The sequence below is a fragment of the Halomonas sp. S3-1-1 genome (assembly GCF_023757625.1).
In the GTDB taxonomy this organism is placed as follows: domain Bacteria; phylum Pseudomonadota; class Gammaproteobacteria; order Pseudomonadales; family Halomonadaceae; genus Vreelandella.
Map to the genome: position 1 here is coordinate 106,489 of NZ_JALGBZ010000002.1, position 16,401 is coordinate 122,889.

General features: G+C 62.1%; 12 protein-coding genes and 2 tRNA genes. 12 read left to right on the forward strand and 2 right to left on the reverse strand.

The features are described from left to right. The first annotated feature begins 70 nt into the window (after positions 1 to 70). From pyrG to MQW23_RS05590, 4 genes are all read left to right on the forward strand, one after another. Entirely contained in the window at positions 71 to 1,726 is a 1,656-nt protein-coding gene (pyrG, locus tag MQW23_RS05575) for a CTP synthase (protein ID WP_252106847.1), read from the forward strand. A gap of 9 nt (positions 1,727 to 1,735) precedes the next feature. After that, complete coding sequence (kdsA, locus tag MQW23_RS05580) at positions 1,736 to 2,587, forward strand: 3-deoxy-8-phosphooctulonate synthase (protein ID WP_252106848.1); 852 nt, start codon at positions 1,736 to 1,738, stop codon at positions 2,585 to 2,587. 84 nt (positions 2,588 to 2,671) lie between these two features. After that, entirely contained in the window at positions 2,672 to 3,961 is a 1,290-nt protein-coding gene (eno, locus tag MQW23_RS05585; RefSeq protein ID WP_252106849.1) for a phosphopyruvate hydratase, read from the forward strand. 620 nt (positions 3,962 to 4,581) lie between these two features. Next, complete coding sequence (locus tag MQW23_RS05590; RefSeq protein ID WP_252106850.1) at positions 4,582 to 5,973, forward strand: L-cystine transporter; 1,392 nt, start codon at positions 4,582 to 4,584, stop codon at positions 5,971 to 5,973. A 68-nt stretch (positions 5,974 to 6,041) separates the two neighbouring features. Here the strand turns inward: MQW23_RS05590 and fdxA are convergent, their stop codons facing one another. Further along, the gene (fdxA, locus tag MQW23_RS05595; protein WP_252106851.1) at positions 6,042 to 6,365 is read right to left on the reverse strand and encodes a ferredoxin FdxA; all 324 of its coding nucleotides are present in this window, start codon (positions 6,363 to 6,365) and stop codon (positions 6,042 to 6,044) included. Between the two features lie 154 nt (positions 6,366 to 6,519). Further along, on the reverse strand, positions 6,520 to 9,084 hold the full coding sequence (gene mutS, locus MQW23_RS05600) for a DNA mismatch repair protein MutS (RefSeq protein WP_252106852.1): 2,565 nt from the start codon (positions 9,082 to 9,084) through the stop codon (positions 6,520 to 6,522). Between the two features lie 135 nt (positions 9,085 to 9,219). Between mutS and MQW23_RS05605 the strand changes: the two genes are divergently transcribed. The 8 genes from MQW23_RS05605 to MQW23_RS05640 all read left to right on the forward strand — a co-directional run bounded on the left by MQW23_RS05605 (position 9,220) and on the right by MQW23_RS05640 (position 16,353). Next, a complete protein-coding gene (locus MQW23_RS05605; protein WP_252106853.1) occupies positions 9,220 to 9,726 on the forward strand; it encodes a CinA family protein in 507 nt (168 codons plus the stop codon). A 153-nt stretch (positions 9,727 to 9,879) separates the two neighbouring features. Continuing rightward, positions 9,880 to 10,941 (forward strand): recombinase RecA, encoded by a 1,062-nt coding sequence (gene recA / locus MQW23_RS05610; protein ID WP_252106854.1) that lies wholly within the window; start codon positions 9,880 to 9,882, stop codon positions 10,939 to 10,941. Between the two features lie 25 nt (positions 10,942 to 10,966). Further along, the gene (locus tag MQW23_RS05615) at positions 10,967 to 11,452 is read left to right on the forward strand and encodes a regulatory protein RecX (protein ID WP_252106855.1); all 486 of its coding nucleotides are present in this window, start codon (positions 10,967 to 10,969) and stop codon (positions 11,450 to 11,452) included. 160 nt (positions 11,453 to 11,612) lie between these two features. Then, positions 11,613 to 14,219: an alanine--tRNA ligase gene (gene alaS, locus MQW23_RS05620; RefSeq protein WP_252106856.1), complete on the forward strand. Its 2,607-nt coding sequence runs from the start codon at positions 11,613 to 11,615 to the stop codon at positions 14,217 to 14,219. Between the two features lie 129 nt (positions 14,220 to 14,348). After that, complete coding sequence (locus MQW23_RS05625; RefSeq protein ID WP_252106857.1) at positions 14,349 to 15,599, forward strand: aspartate kinase; 1,251 nt, start codon at positions 14,349 to 14,351, stop codon at positions 15,597 to 15,599. Between the two features lie 199 nt (positions 15,600 to 15,798). Beyond that, a complete protein-coding gene (csrA, locus tag MQW23_RS05630; RefSeq protein WP_252106858.1) occupies positions 15,799 to 15,987 on the forward strand; it encodes a carbon storage regulator CsrA in 189 nt (62 codons plus the stop codon). Positions 15,988 to 16,112: 125 nt separating this feature from the next. Beyond that, a tRNA-Ser gene (locus MQW23_RS05635) sits at positions 16,113 to 16,205 on the forward strand. A gap of 71 nt (positions 16,206 to 16,276) precedes the next feature. Then, positions 16,277 to 16,353, forward strand: a tRNA-Arg gene (locus MQW23_RS05640). Positions 16,354 to 16,401: the final 48 nt, after the last annotated feature.

The following is a 16,401-nucleotide window of genomic DNA, read 5'->3' on the forward strand; positions in this document are numbered from 1 at the left end:
TGGTATTCTGTCATCCCATCCTGGTGTGGCTTTCTGCCGTGCCTTCTGATCACGTTCTTACAGGTTTTCCATGACACGATATATCTTCGTGACCGGCGGCGTTGTGTCCTCTCTTGGCAAGGGCATCGCGTCGGCCTCGCTGGCGGCGATTCTAGAGGCCCGCGGCCTTAAGGTCACCATGCTCAAGCTCGACCCGTACATCAACGTGGATCCGGGCACCATGAGCCCGTTCCAGCACGGCGAGGTGTTCGTCACCGAGGATGGCGCCGAAACCGACCTGGACCTGGGCCACTACGAGCGCTTCATTCGTACCAGGATGACCCAGGGCAACAACTTCACCACCGGCCGGGTCTATGAGCACGTGCTGCGCAAGGAGCGCCGCGGCGACTACCTGGGCGGTACGGTGCAGGTCATCCCGCACATCACCGACGAGATCAAGCAGCGCGTCTACGACGGCGGTGAAGGCTTCGACGTGGCGCTGGTCGAGATCGGTGGCACCGTCGGCGATATCGAATCGCTGCCGTTTTTGGAGTCCATTCGTCAGATTCGAAGCGAGCAGGGCGCGAGCCGGGCGATCTTCATGCACCTGACGCTGGTGCCCTACATCAAGACCGCCGGCGAGACCAAGACCAAACCGACCCAGCACAGCGTCAAGGAGCTTCGCTCCATCGGTATCCAGCCGGATATCCTGATTTGCCGCAGCGAAGTCGAGCTCGAAGAGAGCGAGCGGCGCAAGATCGCGCTGTTCACTAACGTCGAAGAGCGCGCGGTGGTCCCGCTTCAGGATGCCGATACCATCTACCGCATTCCGCTGATGCTTCACGAGCACGGCCTCGATGACATCGTCTGCGACAAGCTGCGCCTGGAAGCCGAGCCTGCAGATCTCTCCGAGTGGGTGAAGGTACTCGATGCCAAGCTCAACCCGCTGAAGTCGGTGAGCATCGCCATGGTCGGCAAGTACATGGAGCTGTTGGACGCCTACAAGTCGCTCAACGAAGCGCTGATTCACGCCGGTATTCAGGGGCGTATCAAGGTCAACGTCGACTACATCGACTCCGAAGACATCGAGCGCCACGGCACCGAGCGCCTGGCCGGCAAGGACGCGATTCTCGTGCCCGGCGGCTTTGGCGAGCGCGGCGTGGAAGGCAAGATCAAGACCGCTCAGTTCGCGCGCGAGAACAACGTGCCGTACTTAGGCATCTGCCTGGGTATGCAGGTTGCGGTGATTGAGTACGCCCGTAATGTGGCCGGCTGGGCGGACGCCAACTCCACCGAGTTCACCCATGACACCCAGCACCCGGTGGTCGGCTTGATTACCGAGTGGCTCAATAGTGAAGGCAAGATCGAGCTTCGCGACGCGGCCTCTGACCTGGGCGGCACCATGCGCTTGGGCGGCCAGGTGTGCCACCTGAAGGCGGGCAGCCGCGCTCGCGAGGCCTACGGCAGTGACGAGATCGTCGAGCGCCATCGCCACCGCTTCGAGGTGAACAACCAGTTCATCGACGAACTCGAAAAAGCGGGGCTGGTGATCTCCGGCAAGAGCGTGGATCAGTCGCTGGTCGAGATGGTCGAGCTTGCCGGTCACCCCTGGTACGTGGCGTGTCAGTTCCACCCGGAGTTCACCTCCACGCCGCGCGACGGCCACCCGCTGTTTTCGGGCTTCGTTAACGCCGCGGTCGAGCACAAGGCGCAACGCACCCGCGCTCACGCCGCGCCCCACGAGTAAGGAGCGACGATGGCTTCCCAGGAGCGCCATATCGACATTGCCGGCCTGAGTGCCGGCAACTCCCTGCCGCTAATGCTGCTCGGCGGCATGAACGTGCTGGAGTCCGCCGAACTTGCCGATGAGGTGGCCGCCGCCTACGTCGAGGCGACCACAGCACTCGCCATGCCCTACGTGTTCAAGGCGAGTTTCGACAAGGCCAACCGCAGCTCGGTCCACTCGTATCGTGGGCCGGGCCTCGAGAAAGGGCTGCAGATACTCGCCGATATCAAGGCGCGCTACCGCGTGCCGATCATCACCGACGTGCACGAGCCGCACCAGGCGGCGGCGGCGGCGGAAGTGGCGGATATCATCCAGCTACCCGCGTTTCTGGCTCGCCAGACCGATCTGGTGGTCGCGATGGCCAAAACCGGGGCAGCGATCAACATCAAGAAGCCGCAGTTTCTGGCCCCGCACGAGATGCGCCACATCATCACCAAGTTCAATGAGGCCGGCAACGACCGCCTGATGCTCTGCGAGCGCGGGTCGAGCTTTGGCTACAACAACCTGGTGGTGGACATGCTCGGCTTTGGCGACATGAAAGAGACCGGCTACCCGCTCTTTTTCGATGTCACCCATGCGCTCCAGCGCCCCGGCGGGCGCGCGGATAGCGCCGACGGGCGCCGGGCACAGGTGGCGGAGCTCGCCCGCGCCGGGGTGGCCGTCGGCTTGGCCGGGCTCTTTTTGGAAGCGCACCCGGACCCGGATAACGCCAAGTGCGACGGGCCGTGTGCGCTGCCGCTGGATCAGCTCAAACCGTTTTTGACCCAGCTTTCACAGCTCGACGCGCTAGTAAAAGGTTTCGAGCCGCTCGTGATTCGCTAGGCGCGCGATGGGTGCCAACGCCATGGCCGGCGCTCACGGGAAACATCGCTATTTAGTAGACTGATAATCAAAAAGGACGCTGTCATGACCAAAATTGTGGATATCACCGCGCTGGAAGTGCTCGACTCCCGCGGCAACCCCACCGTAAGCGCCACGGTGCGCCTGGAAAGCGGCGCGGTAGGCCAGGCGTGCGCGCCGAGCGGCGCTTCCACCGGCTCGCGCGAGGCGCTGGAGCTTCGCGACGGCGACAAGGCGCGCTATCTCGGTAAAGGTGTCTTGAAAGCGGTCGAGGCGGTCAATGGCAGCATCCGCGAGGCGCTGGTCGGCATGGATGCGCGCGATCAACGCGGCCTGGACGACGCCATGCTGAAACTCGACGGCACCGACAACAAGGCGAATCTGGGCGCCAACGCCATTCTCGCGGTGTCGCTTGCCGCGGCGAAGGCAGCGGCCAATGCCAAGGGCGTGGCGCTCTACGCTCACATCGCCGAGCTCTACGGCAAGCCGGGTCACTACAGCATGCCGGTACCGATGATGAATATCCTGAACGGCGGCGAGCACGCGGATAACAACGTCGATATTCAGGAGTTCATGGTTCAGCCCGTGGGTGCGGCCAGCTTCCGCGAAGCGCTACAAGTGGGCGCCGAGATCTTCCACGCGCTGAAGAAAGTGCTCTCCGCCAAAGGGCTCTCCACCTCCGTGGGCGACGAAGGCGGCTTCGCGCCGAATCTTTCTTCCAACGCTGAGGCGCTCGCGGTGATCAAGCAGGCGGTGAGCGATGCCGGCTACACGCTAGGCACTGACGTGACGCTGGCGCTCGACTGCGCTTCCTCCGAGTTTTACAAGGATGGCCAGTACAATCTGGCCGGCGAAGGCAAAAGCTTTGATGCACAGGGCTTCACCGATTATCTCGCCGGGCTCTGCGACGACTATCCGATCGTCTCGATCGAGGACGGCATGGACGAGTCCGACTGGGACGGCTGGAAAGCGCTTACCGACAAGCTTGGCGATAAGGTGCAGCTCGTTGGCGACGACCTGTTCGTGACCAACACCAGAATTCTCAAGCGCGGCATCGACGAGAAGATCGGCAACTCCATTCTGATCAAGTTCAACCAGATCGGCTCGCTTTCCGAGACGCTGGATGCGATCCAGATGGCCCAGGACGCCGGCTTCACCGCGGTGATTTCACACCGCTCCGGTGAAACCGAGGACACCACCATCGCCGATCTAGCGGTGGGCACCGCCGCGGGCCAGATCAAGACCGGCTCGCTGTGCCGCTCCGACCGGGTCGCCAAGTACAACCGCCTGCTGATGATCGAGGCGGAGCTTGGAAACGTCGACTACCCCGGGCTAAAAGCGATCAAGGGTCAGTGAGCACAGGCGCTTCGCTTGTAAGCGATTGCTTAATCAAATGTAAGAGATCGCTTACTTAATCCCAAGAAAATAGTATTAAAGCACTATAAATAAATAGCTTTCTTTATAACGTTGTTTTTAAGTGCTTGATTTATAAGTAACTTTAATTTCAAGGCGAGCCTCCGGGCTCGCCTTTTTTAATGACGAGCGCTTTTTGCGTCGCGGCACATCTCTGCCACACTGGCGTCAGGACAAGGGGAGGCAAGGATGCTTTAGGCAGGATAGAGAGCGAAAGAAGCGGTGCGCCGGAGCCACAGTGAACGAGGCGCCGGCAAGGAGGACACCGAGGAGTGTTGACACAGGATGTGGTAAAAGGAAGTGCTTGGAGCGGGCGGCCTACGGGTCGCCTTTTTTATGCGCCGGTGATGGGCATCGACACCAACGTACTCACGAAGGGCAAGGGCTTCCTGGCGTTAGCGCGAATCCTATCGATGGTTACCTATCGATAGTTATAAGAAAAATGCATTGTTATTCCTTTCTACGATTAATTACCATGTCGCGTCCGAGTTAGCAGGCTATCGTTTGGTCTGCTCGTTGTCCGGTGCATTCCGCACCGGCCTGGTTTTATGGAGGCGACGACCATGCCCTGGTGGGTAGCGATAAACGTACTGATTTTTGCGCTGGCGATCGCGCTGCTGGCGCGCTGGCAGCGCCGCGGCGCGAGCCTTTCGCGTGTGGTATTGGTGGGTCTGATCGTTGGCGTACTGCTTGGCGCCGCGCTTCAGGGGCTTTACGCCGGCACCGACACGCTCACCGGCACCATTGACTGGGTCAACCTGGTCGGCGGCGGCTACGTGCAGCTTCTCAAGATGATCATCATGCCCTTAGTGCTGGTGACGATCCTCTCGGCGGTCACAAGGCTTCACGACGCCAGTTCGCTGGGCAAGATCAGCGTTGGCGTACTGGCAATGCTAATGATCACGACGGCAATCTCCGCGATCATCGGTATCGGCATGACCCAGCTGTTCGGGCTTTCCGCCGAAGGGCTCGTTCAGGGCGCGCGTGAGCTCGAGCGCGGCCAGGACATCATCGAGCGCAGCGCCCAGGTCGCGGATCTGACCGTGCCGCAGCTGCTGCTGTCCTTCATTCCCAGCAATCCTTTCCAGGATTTGGCCGGCGCGCGCCCGACCTCGATCATCAGCGTGGTGATCTTCGCGACTTTTCTGGGCATGGCGGCACTCGGCATCAAGCGCGAGAACGCCGCACTCGGCGACAGGCTGATCGACGGCATCGACGTTGTGCAGAAGTGGATCATGCGCCTGGTGCGCATGGTGATTCGTCTCACACCCTATGGCGTCATGGCGTTGATGACCAAGGTGGTCGCCACGTCCGACATCGGCGATATTCTCGGCCTGTTAGGGTTCGTGGTGGCCTCCTATATCGGCCTTGGCCTGATTCTGGTGATGCACGCGCTGTTTCTGTCCGGCGCCGGTGTCAATCCGCTGCGCTACTTCCAGAAGGTGTGGCCGGTGCTGACGTTCGCGTTCACTTCGCGTTCGAGCGCGGCGACTATTCCGCTCAACATCGAAGCCCAGGTGGACCGTATCGGCGTGCCGCCGGCGATCGCCAACTTCGCCGCCTCCTTCGGTGCCACCATCGGCCAGAACGGCTGCGCGGGGCTTTATCCTGCCATGCTCGCGATGATGATCGCGCCGACGGTGGGGATTGATCCGCTCTCGCTCGAGTTTCTGGCGACCCTGGTGCTGGTGGTGACGCTGGCCTCCTTCGGCATCGCCGGTGTTGGCGGCGGGGCGACGTTTGCCGCGATCATCGTGCTCTCGACGCTGGATCTTCCGATCGCGCTGGCCGGGCTTTTGATCTCGATCGAGCCGCTGATCGACATGGGACGTACAGCGATCAACGTCAACGGCTCCATGACCGCAGGCACGGTGACCAGCCGGCTACTGGGCCAGCACGACGGGGCGATCTTCGCCGCCGAGTCCGACGAGCTGGGGACGCCGAAAGCCGCCTAGCACGCGTTTTCAGGCCCAAAAAAAGCCACCTTCGGGTGGCTTTTTCGTGTGCAGGGGCAGGGCAGGACTCAGCGCTCGAGCTTGTCCATTTTGCCGCTCTTGCCGTCCCACTCTTCGGCGTCCGGCAGCGGGTCTTTCTTCTCGCTGATGTTCGGCCACACGTCGGCGAGCTCTGCGTTGATCTCGATGAAGGGCTCCTGACCATCCGGCAGCTCGTCTTCGGAGAAGATCGCCTCGGCGGGGCACTCCGGCTCGCACAGCGCGCAGTCGATGCACTCGTCGGGGTGGATCACCAGAAAGTTCGGGCCTTCATAAAAACAGTCGACCGGGCAGACTTCTACGCAGTCGGTATATTTGCACTGGATGCAGTTTTCGGTAACGACAAACGTCATCGGTTGGTTCCTCTTGCCAGGCCGCCGGCGGCCACGGTAATCGTAAATGATTGTTAATCGTGAATGGTTATAAGCTAACCGCTTTTTATAAGCTAAAACGTATGCCGAGTATTCTAGAGGCGGTGCCGGGCTGCGGCAAGCGCGAACTGGCCCGTCATAGAAGCTCGCGCCACTGATAAATCAGCGCCAGCGCCTCTCGCGGCGATAGATCGTCCACGTCGACGTTGGTAAGTGCTTCTACCACCGGATGCGGGGCGCTGGCGAACAGATCGCTTTGAAGCGGCGCGCTTGCCGCGGGCGCCGTGCGCTGCTGCTCGTCGACGTCGCGCTGCTCGAGCGTTGCAAGCTTTTCGCGAGCGCGATGGATCACGCCCCCGGGCACGCCGGCCAGTTGAGCGACCTGCAGGCCGTAGCTTTGGCTTGCCGGCCCCGCTTCGATGCGGTGCATGAACACGATGGTGTCGCCGTGCTCGGTGGCGGTCAGGTGAATGTTCGCCACGCCTTCGGCCTGTTCCGGCAGGGCGGTCATCTCGAAGTAGTGCGTTGCGAAGAGCGTCAGCGCTTTGGTGTTCGCCAGCTGTTCGGCGCTCGCCCAGGCAAGTGACAGGCCGTCGAAGGTGCTCGTGCCGCGGCCGATCTCGTCCATCAGTACCAGGCTCTGGTCGGTGGCGTTGTGCAGGATGTTGGCGGTTTCGGTCATCTCCACCATGAAGGTGGAGCGCCCGCCGGCGAGGTCGTCGGAGGAGCCGATGCGGGTAAAGATGCGATCGAGCGGGCCGATCTCGGCCTGCGCGGCGGGCACGAAGCTTCCGCAGTGGGCGAGCAGCGCGATCAGCGCGGTCTGGCGCATGTAGGTCGATTTACCGCCCATGTTGGGGCCGGTGATGACCAGCATGTGCCGCGTGGGGGAGAGCGCGATATCGTTGGGCACGAAAGGCGTTTGGCTGACGTGCTCGACCACCGGGTGGCGCCCGGCGGTGACGTGAATGCCGGTTTCCTGGCTGAGCGTCGGGCGCACCCAGCCAAGCGCCTCGGCGCGCTCGGCGAAGGCGCACAGCACGTCGAGCTCGGAAAGCGCCTGAGAGGTGGCCTGCAGCGCGTGAAGATGGGCGTTGAGCTCGCCAAGAAGGCGCTCATAAAGCCATTTTTCCCGCGACAGCGCACGGGACTTTGCCGACAGCGCCTTGTCCTCGAACTCCTTGAGCTCGGGGATGATGAAGCGTTCGGCGTTTTTCAGCGTCTGGCGGCGAATGTACTCCGCCGGCGCCTGCTGCGCCTGGGCGCGGGGCAGCTCGATGAAGTAGCCGTGCACCCGGTTGTAGCCCACCTTCAGGTTCGAAAGCCCGGTGCGCTCGCGCTCGCGCCGCTCGAGCTCGACCAGATACTCGCCGGCGTTTTCCGCAAGTCCGCGGTGCTCGTCGAGCTCACTATCGAAGCCTTGTGCGATCACGCCGCCGTCGCGAATCACCACCGGCGGGTTGGTGATGATCGCCCGGGTCAGGGTGTCCGCCATCTCGGGATAGGGGCGAACGTGAGGCTTGAGCGTGTCGATGGCGCTGCCGCTTTCCACCGCCTCCAGCAGGCGCTGCAGTTCGGGGAGTGCGTTGAGCGCATCGCGAAGCCGGGCCAAATCCCGCGGGCGGGCGCTGTAGAGCGCCACGCGCGCCAGTATGCGCTCGATGTCGCCAAGCTCGCCAAGCGCCTCGCGAAGCCCCATGTAGGCGGCGTCCAGACTCAAAAGCGCGACGCCGGCCTGGCGGCCTTTCACCAGCTCGGTTTGGCGCAGCGGGCGGTTTAGCCAGCGCTTCAATAGCCGCGAGCCCATGGGCGTGGCGCAGGTATCGAGCACGCTCGCCAGCGTGTTGTCGGTGCTGCCGCCGAGGTTGGTGTCGATTTCCAGGTTGCGCCGGCTGGCGGCGTCGATGACGACCGCGTCGTCGCGGTTCTCGACGGTGATGGCGGTGACGTGGGGCAGGCGCGAGCGCTGGGTGTCGCGGGCGTAGTCGATCAGCACGCCGGCAGCGACCAGCGCAGTAGAGAGGTGCGCGCAGCCAAAACCGCGCAGATCCTGCACCTGGAACTGATCGCACAGGCTTCGCGTGGCGCTCTCCAAATCGAACAGCCACTCGCCCTGGCGGCGCAGGCTGCGCTTTTGCGACCAGGCCTCGGGCAGCGTCAGATTTTCAGGCACCAACAGCTCCGCCGGCGCCAGTCGTGTCAGCTCGGCGAGCATCTCCGCTTCGCTTTCGACCTCGAGCACGTTGAAGCGCCCGCTGGAGAGCTCGAGCCAGGCAAGCCCAAAGCGCTCGCGGCCGGGTGACAGTGCCACCAGCACGTTATCGCGCCGAGCGTCGAGCAGCGCCTCGTCGTGCAGCGTGCCCGGGGTGACGATGCGCACCACCTGGCGCTCCACCGGGCCCTTGCTGGTCGCCGGGTCGCCGATCTGCTCGCAGATCGCCACGGATTCACCGGCAGCAACCAGCCGGGCGAGATAGCCTTCGGCGCTGTGATAGGGAACGCCGGCCATGGGAATCGGTTTGCCGCCGCTTTGGCCGCGGGCGGTCAGGGTGATATCCAAAAGCGCCGCGGCGCGGCGGGCATCGTCGAAGAACAGCTCGTAAAAATCCCCCATCCGGTAGAAAAGCAGCACTTCCGGGTGGTCGCGTTTGATCTTCAGATACTGCGCCATCATGGGCGTATGCGCGGGGCTTTGTGACATGGACGTCCTGGCTTGGCGTGGCCCACGGCAAGGCGTGGCCGTGGGCGGTGTTCGAGTTCCGTGTGCTGGTTCTATAGGCAACACAAACGCAGTATTCTACGCTGAACACAGCGCTGACATGAAGGAGTCTGCAGAGTGGCTGACGTATCCGGCTTGAAAAATCTCGATGTGGCGCTGCTTGCCAGGCGCCTGGGCAAGCTCTGCGTGGCGCAAAACGTAACGCTGACCACGGCGGAGTCCTGCACCGGGGGTGGTATTGCCTCCATGATCACCTCGGCAGCCGGAAGCTCCGCCTACTTCGAAACCGGGTTCGTTACCTACTCCAACGCGGCCAAGACCCGGCTTTTGGGCGTTTCGACTGAAACTCTCGACGCCAAGGGGGCGGTGAGCGAAGCGGTAGTCGACGAGATGGTACGCGGAGCGTGTCGCGAAAGCGGCGCCGATCTGGGCGTGGCGGTCAGCGGAGTGGCCGGGCCCGGCGGCGGCAGCGCGGACAAGCCCGTGGGGCTGGTGTGGCTCAGCGTCGGCAATGAGCGCGAACAGCGCGCCCAGCGCTTCGTGTTTCCCGGCGATCGGCAAGCGGTACGCGAGCAGGCGGTGCGCGAGGCGATGATCGCTTTGATCCTGCGCCTTTCGCGCTAATACCGTCGAGTAAAAAACCGTCTCATCAGCGCTTTAAGAGCGCGCTCACGGCCGGGCCATCACGGAAATAAATAGCACGACAGGGATAGGTTTTGCGGCCAATATTTGGCATAATACTGGCTAATTATACAGGTTGTTACGAGGACGCTTTACATGGCTCAAGATGAAAACCGTACCAAAGCACTGAACGCCGCGCTCAGCCAGATCGACCGTCAGTTCGGCAAGGGCACCGTCATGCGCTTGGGCGATGCGCCGCGTGTGGTCATGCCGTCGGTATCGACCGGCTCGCTGGGGCTGGATATCGCGCTCGGCATTGGCGGTCTGCCCTACGGGCGGGTCGTTGAAATCTTCGGCCCGGAGTCCTCGGGCAAGACCACGCTGACGCTGTCGGTCATCGCCCAGGCGCAGAAGCAGGGCAAGGTGTGCGCGTTCGTGGACGCCGAGCATGCGCTCGACCCGAGCTACGCGGAAAAGCTCGGCATCAACCTGGATGACCTGCTGGTCTCCCAGCCGGACACCGGCGAACAGGCGCTCGAGATCACCGACATGCTGGTGCGCTCGGGAGGGGTCGACGTCATCATCATCGACTCCGTGGCCGCACTGACCCCGCGCGCCGAGATCGAAGGCGAAATGGGCGACGCCCACGTTGGCCTGCAGGCGCGTTTGATGTCCCAGGCGCTGCGCAAGATCACCGGCAACATTAAAAACGCCAACTGCCTGGTCGTCTTCATCAACCAGATCCGCATGAAGATCGGCGTCATGTTCGGCAGCCCCGAAACCACCACCGGCGGTAACGCGCTGAAGTTCTACTCCAGCGTGCGTCTGGATATTCGCCGCACCGGCTCGGTGAAAACCGGCGATGAGGTCACCGGTAACGAAACCCGCGTGAAGGTCGTGAAGAACAAGGTCGCACCGCCTTTCCGCCAGGCCGAGTTCCAGATTCTCTACGGCAAGGGCATCTACCACGCCGGCGAAGTGATCGATCTGGGCGTGCAGTGCAACCTGGTCGACAAGGCCGGTGCCTGGTACAGCTACAAGGGCAGCAAGATCGGTCAGGGCAAGGCCAACGCTTCCCAGTATCTGGAAGAGCATCCGGAGATCATGGAAGAGATCGAAAGCCAGATCCGCGATCAGCTACTGGCCAAGGCCGAACCTAAAAAAGAGGAAGAGGTCGCCGCAGCAGATGACGCGGACGGCGAAGATAGCCTGATCTAATCGCCCGCCCACTGCGGAGAGAGCCATGTTCGGCGCCGGTAACGCGACCCCACGCGGGGTCGCAATCGACTTACTGGCTCGGCGCGAGTACTCACGCGACGAGCTCCATCAGAAGCTTGCTCAAAAAGAGTTTAAGCAAGCCGATATCCTCGAATGCCTCGACGCCCTCGAGGAGCAGGGCCTTCAAAACGACGACCGCTTCAGTGAAAGTTTCGTGCGCTCGCGCGTGCTGCGCGGCCAGGGGCCCATTCGCATCAAAATGGAGCTTGGTCGCCGTGGTATCAACGGCGAGGCCCAAACCCAAGCGCTGAACGCGGTGGTCGAGCAGGAGCGCATCGACTGGTTTGAGCTTGCCGCTGAAACGCTACAGCGGCGCTTTCACACCTCCGGCGCGCCGGCGGGCGAGCGTTTCGTGCCCCCTAAAGAGCGCGCCAAGCGTGAGCGCTTTCTGGCCCAGCGCGGCTTCGACTTCGACCAGATCCGCTACGCGCTCTCCACGCTTTCCGACTAAACCACCCCTGTAATCCCTTCACTCCTTGCGCCTCTTGCGGGCTGCCAGGGCTTCGTGGCTTTAGTCGCGTGGCAACTTCGTTATAATGGATGTTTTGCGACCCCAGCGGGTGGCGGCGATAGCGCCCCGGGGCATCATGCTTCATTGTCACGGAACCCCTATGAAAAGCGCAGCGATCAGGCAGGCCTTCCTCTCCTATTTCGAAGAGCACGGACACACCGTGGTTCCCACCAGCTCGCTGGTACCCGGCAACGACCCAACGCTTTTGTTCACCAACGCCGGCATGGTGCCGTTCAAGGACGTCTTTTTGGGCCGCGACCCGCGTCCCTACGTGCGCGCCACCTCGGCCCAGCGCTGCGTACGCGCCGGCGGCAAGCACAACGATCTGGACAACGTCGGCTATACTGCGCGCCACCACACGTTTTTCGAGATGCTGGGCAACTTCAGCTTCGGCGACTACTTCAAGCGTGACGCCATTCGCTTTGCCTGGACGTTTTTGACCGAAACCCTGGGGCTGCCGAAGGAGAAGCTCTGGGTCACCGTGCATATCAGCGACGACGAGGCCGAGCGCATCTGGAAGGATGAAATCGGTATCGACCCGCAGCGCTTCTCGCGCCTGGACGAGGACAACTTCTGGCAGATGGGCGACACCGGCCCGTGCGGCCCGAGCTCGGAGATCTTCTTCGACCACGGCGCTGACGTTTGGGGCGGGCCGCCCGGAAGCCCGGAAGAGGATGGCGACCGCTACATCGAGATCTGGAATCTGGTCTTCATGCAGTTCGACCGCGACTCTGAGGGCACGCTGAACCCGCTGCCCAAGCCTTCGATCGATACTGGCATGGGGCTCGAGCGCGTCGCCGCGGTGATGCAGGGCGTGCACTCCAACTACGAGATCGACCTGTTCCAGAATCTGCTGGCGGCGGCGGCCAAGGCCACCGGCTCCAACGACCTGGAGGCACCGTCGCTTCGCGTCATTGCCGACCATATCCGTTCCTGCGCGTTTTTGATCGCCGACGGCGTGCTGCCCTCCAACGAAGGCCGCGGCTACGTGCTGCGCCGGATCATTCGCCGCGCGGTGCGCCACGGCCACAAGCTCGGCGCGACGGGCACGTTCTTCCATGAGCTGGTCGAGGCGCTGGATGCGGAGATGGGCGACGCCTATCCGGAGCTTCGTGAATCGAGCGCGCAGATCGCCCGAGTGCTGCTGAAAGAAGAGGAGCAGTTCGCCCGCACGCTGGATCACGGCATGGGGCTTTTGACCGAGGCGTTGGAGAATCTCGACGGCGACACGCTGCCCGGCGCTACCGTGTTCAAGCTCTACGACACCTACGGCTTCCCGTTCGATCTGACTGCGGACGTCTGCCGCGAGCGCGGCGTCAAACTCGATGAAGAGGGATTTCAGCGCGAGCTCGAAGCCCAGCGCGAGCGCGCCCGCGCGGCGAGCCAGTTCGGCGCCGACTACAGCGCCAACATCGAACTCGAGGGCGCCACTGACTTTACCGGCTACGAGCTTCTGGCGGACGATGCCAAGGTGACCGCGCTACTCGATACCGAAGGCAACGCGCTAGCCGCGCTCGAGGCCGGACAGAAAGGCATCGTCGTGCTGGATCGTACGCCGTTCTACGGCGAGTCCGGCGGTCAGGTGGGCGACACCGGCTACCTGCACGTCGACGGAGGGCGTTTCCAGGTCACCGATACCCAGAAGCAGAGCGGCCACCACCTGCACCAGGGCGTGATGGTGGAAGGCACGCTGAATGTCGGCGCTGGGGTGCACGGCGAGGTCGATACCGGCCTTCGCGCCGCCACGGTGCGCAATCACTCCGCCACTCACCTGCTGCACGAGGCGCTTCGTATCGTGCTGGGTGACCACGTTCAGCAGAAGGGCTCGCTGGTCAACGCCGAGCGTTTGCGCTTCGACTTCAGCCATTTCGAAGCGCTGAACGCGGAGCAGCTTGCCGAGGTCGAGCGGCTGGTCAACGAGCAGGTGCTGGCCAACGCCCCGACCCGTATCGAGCAGATGAGCCTGGCCGAGGCCAAAGCCAAAGGCGCGGCGGCGTTGTTCGAGGCGAAATACGCCGACAGCGTGCGCGTGCTGACCATCGGGGCTGACGACTTCTCCATCGAGCTTTGCGGCGGCACCCACGTAGCGCGAAGCGGCGATATCGGCTGCTTCCACATCGTCACCGAGGCGGGCACCGCCGCCGGCGTTCGCCGCATTGAGGCGATCACCGGCGAGAACGCGCTTGCCTACTTCCAGCAGCAGGAAGCCACGCTCGAACGTTTGGGCGCGCGGCTCAAGGCCAAGCCCGAGCAGGTCGAGTCCCGTGTGGAGTCGCTGTTCGAGCGCAACCGCAGCCTCGAAAAAGAGCTCGAGCAGCTCAAGATGAAGCTTGCAAGTTCCGCCGGCAGCGACCTGCTGGGGCAAGTGCAGGAAGTGAGCGGCGTAAAACTTCTGGCGACACGGCTTGAGGGCGTCTCCGGCAAGGACCTTCGCGGCATGCTCGACCAGCTCAAACAGAAGATCGGCTCCGGCGTGATCCTGTTGGCCGTGGCGGACCAGGCGGCGGGCAAGGTGAGCCTGATTGCTGGGGTGACCGATGATCTAACCGACCGCGTTAAAGCCGGCGAGTTGGTCAACCACGTCGCCGCACAGGTCGGCGGCAAAGGGGGCGGGCGCGCGGATATGGCCCAGGCCGGCGGCAGCCAGCCCGAGGCGCTACCCGGGGCGCTCGATAGCGTGCCGGCCTGGCTTGCAAGCGCGCTCTAACTCAAAGGGCCGGTGGCGCTGCCATCGGCCTTTTTTATAGCGGTAGTCAGGCTAGCGCATGTTTCCAACGCTAATTTCCCGCTAGTCTACTATTACTCTTTTACTCCGAACGCATAGGGAAAATGGCATATGGCACTATACGTACAAAAGTTCGGCGGTACGTCGGTCGGCTCCGTCGACCGGATCAAGGCCGTGGCGGAAAAGGTAAAAGGCTTTCGCGATCAGGGGCATCAGGTCGTGGTGGTGGTCTCCGCCATGAGCGGTGAGACCAACCGGCTCACCGATATGGCCCACGCGCTCAACGAAGATCCGGCGCCGCGCGAAATGGATATGCTGCTCTCCACCGGCGAGCAGGTGACCATTTCACTGTTGGCCATGGCGCTGCAGCAGCTCGGCGTCTCGGCGACCTCGCACACCGGCGCCCAAGTCGGTATCCATACCGACAGCGCCTACACCAAGGCGCGTATCCAGCGCATCGAAACCGACGACCTCAAGACCGACCTCGATGAAGGCAAAGTCGTGGTCGTGGCGGGCTTTCAGGGCGTGGACGAAGAGGGCAACATCACGACCCTCGGTCGCGGCGGCTCGGACACCACCGGCGTTGCCCTGGCCGCGGCGCTCGGCGCCGACGAGTGCCAGATCTACACCGACGTCGACGGCGTCTACACCACCGACCCGCGCGTCTGCTCGAAGGCGCAGCGCCTTGAGAGCATCACCGTCGAGGAGATGCTGGAGCTTGCGAGCCTGGGCTCCAAGGTACTGCAGATTCGCGCGGTAGAGTTCGCCGGCAAGTACAACGTTCCGCTACGGGTGCTGTCCAGTTTCGAGGACGGCCCCGGTACCCTAATTGTTGCTGATTCTGACCAAGACGAGGATTCCATGGAAGAACCGCTGATCTCCGGTATCGCCTTTACCAAGAACGAAGCCAAACTGACCCTTCTGCACACCCCGGACGTACCGGGTGTCGCCTCGCGCATTCTCGGCCCGATCGCCGACGCCAACATCGAAGTCGACATGATCGTGCAAAACGTTGCCCCCGCCGGCGACTACACCGACTTCACCTTCACCGTGGCCAAGGGCGACTACAAGGCGACTAAAAAGCTTCTTGAAGAAACCGTGATTCCGGATCTGGGCGGCGGCGAGCTGCGCGGTGACGACAATATCGCCAAGGTCTCGCTGGTGGGTGTGGGCATGCGCTCCCACGCTGGCGTTGCCTCGAAGATGTTTCGCGTACTGGCCGATGAGAACGTCAATATCCGCATGGTCTCCACCTCGGAAATCAAGATTTCCGTGGTTATCGATGAAAAACACATGGAACTGGCGGTGAACGCGCTACATAAGGCGTTCGGTTTGGACAGCACAAATATAGAATCTGAATAACATTTGTGCTCTAAACCTTCTACGCTAATAGGTAACTTGCTGCCAACGGTGGTGAGCTCACTTACAGCGAATGCTTAACGTGTCATGGAGCCAGAGGCAACAGTCATTGGTGACTGGTGTCGCTTTGTCGCATAATAGCGGCGGTGACGCCTCTGGCGGACACGGTTCGTTGTACAAACGTCTGAGAAGGAGATCAGCCATGCTCATCCTAACGCGCCGTGTAGGCGAAACGCTGATGATCGGTGATGAGATCACCGTCACAGTGTTGGGAGTCAAAGGTAATCAGGTCAGAATTGGTGTGAATGCTCCCAAGGATGTCGCTGTACATCGCGAAGAGATCTACCAGCGCATTCAGCGCGAGCGTGACACTGAAAGCGAACCTGAATAAATGGCGGCTTATCCCACGTCCACTAGAGGGCGTCTAAGCGCTAACATAAAGCCGGTGCGAAAAAATTTCTGCTTAAGTCTGGACAACCCCACGCATAATCGGTAATATTCGCGCCGTGCCGTTGAGGAGAGGTGGCCGAGTGGCTGAAGGCGCTCCCCTGCTAAGGGAGTATAGGGTTTATAGCCCTATCGAGGGTTCGAATCCCTCTCTCTCCGCCAACTGCCGAACTTGTTGAAAATCGTTGTGCGTTTCAAAGTATTTTGGAAGTGAGCGAGTTTTCATCGGATATGCGCCCGTAGCTCAGCTGGATAGAGTATCTGACTACGAATCAGAGGGTCGGAGGTTCGAATCCTCCCGGGCGCGCCATCCGCAAGTTATTTGATTAAATCGCAGGGTTAAAGCTGGCGATTTGAA

Coding starts and splice junctions, on each gene's coding strand:
- pyrG (WP_252106847.1), top strand. CDS start 71: ATGACACGATATATCTTCGTGACCGGCGGCGTTGTGTCCTCTCTTGGC.
- MQW23_RS05615 (WP_252106855.1), top strand. CDS start 10,967: ATGTTCGGCGCCGGTAACGCGACCCCACGCGGGGTCGCAATCGACTTA.
- recA (WP_252106854.1), top strand. CDS start 9,880: ATGGCTCAAGATGAAAACCGTACCAAAGCACTGAACGCCGCGCTCAGC.
- eno (WP_252106849.1), top strand. CDS start 2,672: ATGACCAAAATTGTGGATATCACCGCGCTGGAAGTGCTCGACTCCCGC.
- mutS (WP_252106852.1), bottom strand. CDS start 9,084: ATGTCACAAAGCCCCGCGCATACGCCCATGATGGCGCAGTATCTGAAG.
- MQW23_RS05590 (WP_252106850.1), top strand. CDS start 4,582: ATGCCCTGGTGGGTAGCGATAAACGTACTGATTTTTGCGCTGGCGATC.
- MQW23_RS05625 (WP_252106857.1), top strand. CDS start 14,349: ATGGCACTATACGTACAAAAGTTCGGCGGTACGTCGGTCGGCTCCGTC.
- csrA (WP_252106858.1), top strand. CDS start 15,799: ATGCTCATCCTAACGCGCCGTGTAGGCGAAACGCTGATGATCGGTGAT.
- alaS (WP_252106856.1), top strand. CDS start 11,613: ATGAAAAGCGCAGCGATCAGGCAGGCCTTCCTCTCCTATTTCGAAGAG.
- kdsA (WP_252106848.1), top strand. CDS start 1,736: ATGGCTTCCCAGGAGCGCCATATCGACATTGCCGGCCTGAGTGCCGGC.
- fdxA (WP_252106851.1), bottom strand. CDS start 6,365: ATGACGTTTGTCGTTACCGAAAACTGCATCCAGTGCAAATATACCGAC.